At 49.8% G+C, this 5,674-nt stretch carries 1 tRNA gene and 3 rRNA genes; all 4 read right to left on the bottom strand.

The window, feature by feature from the left end:
- Positions 1-40: 40 nt before the first annotated feature.
- The 4 genes from rrf to HYW32_02600 all read right to left on the bottom strand — a co-directional run bounded on the left by rrf (position 41) and on the right by HYW32_02600 (position 5,409).
- Positions 41-157 (bottom strand): 5S ribosomal RNA (rrf, locus tag HYW32_02585).
- A 241-nt stretch (positions 158-398) separates the two neighbouring features.
- Positions 399-3,311, bottom strand: a 23S ribosomal RNA gene (locus tag HYW32_02590).
- A 263-nt stretch (positions 3,312-3,574) separates the two neighbouring features.
- Positions 3,575-3,651 (bottom strand) — tRNA-Ile (locus HYW32_02595).
- 207 nt (positions 3,652-3,858) lie between these two features.
- Positions 3,859-5,409: ribosomal RNA gene (locus HYW32_02600) — 16S ribosomal RNA — on the bottom strand.
- The 16S, 23S and 5S rRNA genes sit together here with 1 tRNA gene alongside, the layout of an rRNA operon.
- Between the last annotated feature and the right edge of the window lie 265 nt (positions 5,410-5,674).

Below are 5,674 nucleotides of genomic sequence, written 5' to 3' on the forward strand. Positions count from 1 at the left end.
AGCAAAAAAAAACCCTGGCCGAAACCAGGGTTTATTAAAATTGGTGCATCTTGCTATTCTTGCACTTAGTTTCCCAAGCACTACCTTCGCCGCAACTGGACTTAACTGCCGAGTTCGGGATGGGATCGGGTGTTTCCCCAGCGCTATCGACACACCAAAGCTACATTTAAATTTCGGGCCGTCTACGTCGTCGACTCAGTCGCTCGTCGCTCAACGTAGCTCCGCTACGCCTCGCTCCTCACTACCTTCGCCTCCTAGTATCCATCCCAAACTTTAAATTTAGTAAGAACACTAGGTACAATTTCAACAGCGCTTCTTTATCTTTAACAATCACAAAACAGAATCAGATATAAAAAACCCATATAGCACACAGAATGTATTTCAAACAATATTAAAACAAAAGCAAATCGGCTAATTAGTATCGGTCAGCTCAATGCATTACTGCACTTACACCTCCGACCTATCAAACTCGTTGTCTTCAAGTTGCCTCATAGAGATCTTATCTTAGGATGGGTTTCCCACTTAGATGCTTTCAGCGGTTATCCCTTCCGAACGTAGCTACCCGGCGATGCAGCTGGCGCCGCAACCGGTTCACCATAGGTTCGTCCAACCCGGTCCTCTCGTACTAAGGTCAGATTCCCTCAAATCTCTTACGCCCACGGTGGATAGAGACCGAACTGTCTCACGACGTTCTGAACCCAGCTCGCGTACCGCTTTAATTGACGAACAGTCAAACCCTTGGGACCTGCTCCAGCCCCAGGATGCGATGAGCCGACATCGAGGTGCCAAACCGCTTCGTCGATGTGAACTCTTGGAAGCGATCAGCCTGTTATCCCCGGAGTACCTTTTATCCGTTGAGCGATGGCCCTTCCACTCGGAACCACCGGATCACTAGCACCTGCTTTCGCATCTGCTCGGCTTGCTTGCCTCGCAGTCAAGCTCCCTTATGCGCTTACACTCTACGGCCGGTTTCCATTCGGCCTGAGGGAACCTTCGTGCGCCTCCGTTACTCTTTGGGAGGCGACCGCCCCAGTCAAACTGCCCACCAGACATTGTCCCCCGACCAGTTCATGATCGTAGGTTAGGATTCCAAGTAACATAGGGTGGTATTTCAACGGTACCTCCCCGTACGCCGGAACGCACGGATCAACAGCTCCCACCTATCCTACGCAATGTCACTCGAAACCCAATGCCAAGCTACAGTAAAGGTTCACGGGGTCTTTTCGTCCTACCGCGGGTTACGCGTATCTGCACGCGTTCTCCAATTTCGCTGGGGCTCCAGTTGAGACAGTGGGGAAGTCGTTACGCCATTCGTGCAGGTCGGAACTTACCCGACTAGGAATTTCGCTACCTTAGGACCGTTATAGTTACGGCCGCCGTTTACTGGGGCTTCGATTCGGAGCTTCGGTTACCCTAACTCCTCCTTTTAACCTTCCAGCACCGGGCAGGCGTCAGCCCCTATACATCCACTTCCGTGTTTGCAGAGACCTGTGTTTTTGATAAACAGTCGCTACCCCCTTTTCACTGCGACCCTCGTCAGCTTCACCAGCAAGTGATGTCACCAACAAAGGCGTGCCTTCTCCCGAAGTTACGGCACCAATTTGCAGAGTTCCTTAACTAGAGTTATCCCAAACGCCTGAGGATTCTCTCCTCATCTACCTGTGTCGGTTTACGGTACGGATTGATAAAGCTCTCCTTGCGAAGCTTTTCTTGGAGGCATAGAGTCACAGACTTCGGGCCAGGCCCTCGTATTCACATCTCGAGGTTAATGACATCCCGGATTTACCTAGGACATCCCTCTACATGCTTAAACCACCATCCAACAGGTGGCCCCGCTATCTTTCCCCGTCACTCCATCAAGTCAAACGATCTTTACCAAGTACAGGAATATTAACCTGTTATACATCGACTACGCCTTTCGGCCTCGCCTTAGTATCCGACTAACCCTGGGCGGAGTCACCTGGCCCAGGAACCCTTAGATTTTCGGCGGAAATGATTCTCACATTTCTTATCGCTACTCATGTCGCCATCAGCTCTTGTGGGACCTCCAGCGCTCCTTACAGTACGCCTTCATCAGCACACACAATGCTCTCCTACCACTAAATTAGTTCGCAGCTTCGGTACGTATCTTTAGCCCCGTTACATTTTCGGCGCAGAATCACTGGTCCAGTGAGCTATTACGCTTTCTTTAAAGGATGGCTGCTTCTAAGCCAACCTCCTGGATGTCAAAGTAATTCCACAACCTTCCCCACTTAGATACGATTTTGGGACCTTAGCTAGCGATCTGGGCTCTTTCCCTCTCGACTACGGACCTTAGCACCCGCAGTCTTACTGCCTAGCTCTACTTGTCGGTATTCTGAGTTTGATATGGTTTGGTAGTCCGGTAAGACCCCTAGCCAAGTCAGTGCTATACCCCCGACAGCAATCACTAGACGCTGCACCTAAATACATTTCGGAGAGAACCAGCTATCACGGAATTTGATTGGCCTTTCACCCCTAACCACAGATCATCCCAGAATTTTTCAGCATTCATGAGTTCGGCCCTCCACGAAGTGTTACCCTCGCTTCAGCCTGTCCATGGTTAGCTCATCCCGTTTCGGGTCTACGGCATGCGACTATTCGCCCTATTCAGACTCGGTTTCCCTACGGCTACACCTTCAACGGCTTAACCTTGCCACATACCGTAACTCGGCGACTCATAATGCAAAAGGTACGCGATCAGGCATTTCAATAACCCTCTCGCTGTATGTAAGTGTACGGTTTCAAATTCTATTTCACTCCCCTCGTCGGGGTTCTTTTCACCTTTCCCTCACGGTACTTGTTCACTATCGGTCAGTAATTAGTATTTTGCCTTGGAGGGTGGGCCCCCCAGATTCAGACAGGATTACACGTGTCCCGTCCTACTCAGGATACTCGCCAAGTCGCTTAGGTTTCGATTACGGGACTTTCACCCTCTTTGGTGTGCCTTCCCAGACACTTCTTCTACCTTCGCTTCCATTATGCAAGTCCTACAACCCCGACAAGCATGCTTGTCGGTTTGGGCATTTCCGCGTTCGCTCGCCACTACTAGCGGAATCTCGGTTGATTACTTTTCCTCCAGGTACTTAGATGTTTCAGTTCCCTGGGTTCGCTCTCTCACACCTACTTGACTCGGTGTGGAGTCTTCACTGTTTCCAATGAAGGGGTTTCCCCATTCGGACACCTCCGGTTCAAAGCCTGCTTGACGGCTCACCGAAGCTTTCGCGGACTAGCACGCGTCCTTCTTCGCCTCTTACTGCCTAGGTATTCCCCATACACCCTTAGTAGCTTTTGCCTTATCTATTATTTACAACACAGTTCTGTATTCTGAATTAAAATTTAGACTTGTCTGCGTCGTCGTCTCAGTCACTCATCGCTCAATGTAGCTACGCTACACCTCGCTCTTCGCTTCCTTCGTCTTCTAGCATCCAAACCTAACTTTAAATTCAGTAATTAAATCTAACTTTACATTTGAGTTAATTTCTATATGGGTTCTCGTCTCTATCTGATCCTGTTATGTCATTGTTAAAGAGCTATTTTACTATCGCTAAGTCAATGGTGGGACTGGATGGATTCGAACCATCGACCCCGTCCTTATCAGGGACGTACTCTAACCAACTGAGCTACAATCCCATTCTGAATTGAAATTTAAGTCCGTCTACGTCGTCGCTTCAGCCGCGCGTCGCTCAAAGTAGCTCTGCTACATTTCGCTCCTTAACTTCCTTATCTCCTAGTATCCAAACTTAACTTTGAATTCAGTTTTCTTAGCTTTATAAAAAAAGAGAAGAGACCAAGTTGACATTCACAGCACTCACCGAAGTGAGAACGCTGTGTTTCCTTAAAGGAGGTGATCCAGCCGCAGGTTCCCCTACGGCTACCTTGTTACGACTTCACCCCAGTCATCATCCCGACCGTAGACGCTCCCCTCCTTGCGGTTAAGGTCACGGCTTCAGGTAAGGACAACTCCCATGGTGTGACGGGCGGTGTGTACAAGGCCCGGGAACGTATTCACCGCAGCGTGCTGATCTGCGATTACTAGCAATTCCAACTTCATGGAGTCGAGTTGCAGACTCCAATCCGGACTGAGATCGGCTTTTTGAGATTGGCTTCCCCTCGCGGGTTCGCTTCCCTCTGTACCGACCATTGTATTACGTGTGTAGCCCAAGGTATAAAGGCCATGAGGACTTGACGTCATCCCCACCTTCCTCCTGGTTAACCCAGGCAGTCTTTCTAGAGTGCCCAACTTAATGCTGGCAACTAAAAATAGGGGTTGCGCTCGTTGCGAGACTTAACCCAACATCTCACGACACGAGCTGACGACAGCCATGCAGCACCTGTCTCGACATTCTCCGAAGAGCACCCCACCCTTTCAGGCGGGTTTGTCGGATTTCAAACCTTGGTAAGGTTCTGCGCGTTGCTTCGAATTGAACCACATAATCCACTGCTTGTGCGGGCCCCCGTCAATTCCTTTGAGTTTTAGTCTTGCGACCGTACTCCCCAGGCGGTGCACTTAATGCGTAAGCTGCGGTCCGGGAAGAGTCAATCTTTCCAGACCTAGTGCACATCGTTTACGGCGTGGACTACCAGGGTATCTAATCCTGTTTGCTCCCCACGCTTTCGCGCCTCAGCGTCAATACTCGGCCAGGAGGTCGCCTTCGCCTCCGGTGTTCCTTCGCATATCTACGGATTTTACCCCTACATGCGAAATTCCACCTCCCTCTCCGAGATTCTAGACTTGTAGTTTCAGACGCAGTTTCGGGGTTGAGCCCCGAGATTTCACATCTGACTTGCAAATCCGCCTGCGCGCGCTTTACGCCCAATAAATCCGAACAACGCTTGCACCCTTCGTATTACCGCGGCTGCTGGCACGAAGTTTGCCGGTGCTTCCTTTGATGGTACCATCACTCGATACGCCTATTCGACGTACCGCCTTTTTTCCCATCCGACAGAGCTTTACAACCCGAAGGCCTTCCTCACTCACACGGCGTTGCTGCGTCAGGCTTTCGCCCATTGCGCAAGATTCCCCACTGCTGCCTCCCGTAGGAGTCTGGACCGTGTCTCAGTTCCAGTGTGGCGGATCATCCTCTCAGATCCGCTAGACATCGTTGCCTTGGTAGGCCATTACCCCACCAACTAGCTAATGTCCCGCAGGCCCATCAATTCGCGAATGCTTGCAAGCAGAGGCATTCCTTTCAATGACTAGTTCCACTTTTGTCATTCTTATGCGGTATTAGCCCGAATTTCTTCGGGTTATCCCACTCAAATTGGGAGGTCACCTACGTGTTACTCACCCGTGCGCCACTCTACTCATCCCGAAGGACTTTCTCGTGCGACTTGCATGTGTTAAGCACGCCGTCAGCGTTCGTTCTGAGCCAGGATCAAACTCTCCAAGCTAAAAACGTTCTTTGACATATTTTATTGATTAATTCGGATCAATTATTTATGACGGGCGGATGTTTCTTTTGACTTCCCTCATCTACCTTTCAGTAGACAATTTCCGTCCAAAGCGTTTGGCCACTAAAGGGTAAATTCAACTGAAAAACAGCTTCCACTGCCTTTAGCATCCGTTACACCAAACCTTTTCTTGGTCTCTTCTCGTCTTTATCACCGTCAATTAAAACGGCAATCTTTTTCTTATTCTAAATTTTAAAAGAGC

The sequence above is a fragment of the Candidatus Berkelbacteria bacterium genome (genome assembly GCA_016187225.1).
Classification (GTDB): Bacteria; Patescibacteriota; UBA1384; order JACPKC01; family JACPKC01; genus JACPKC01.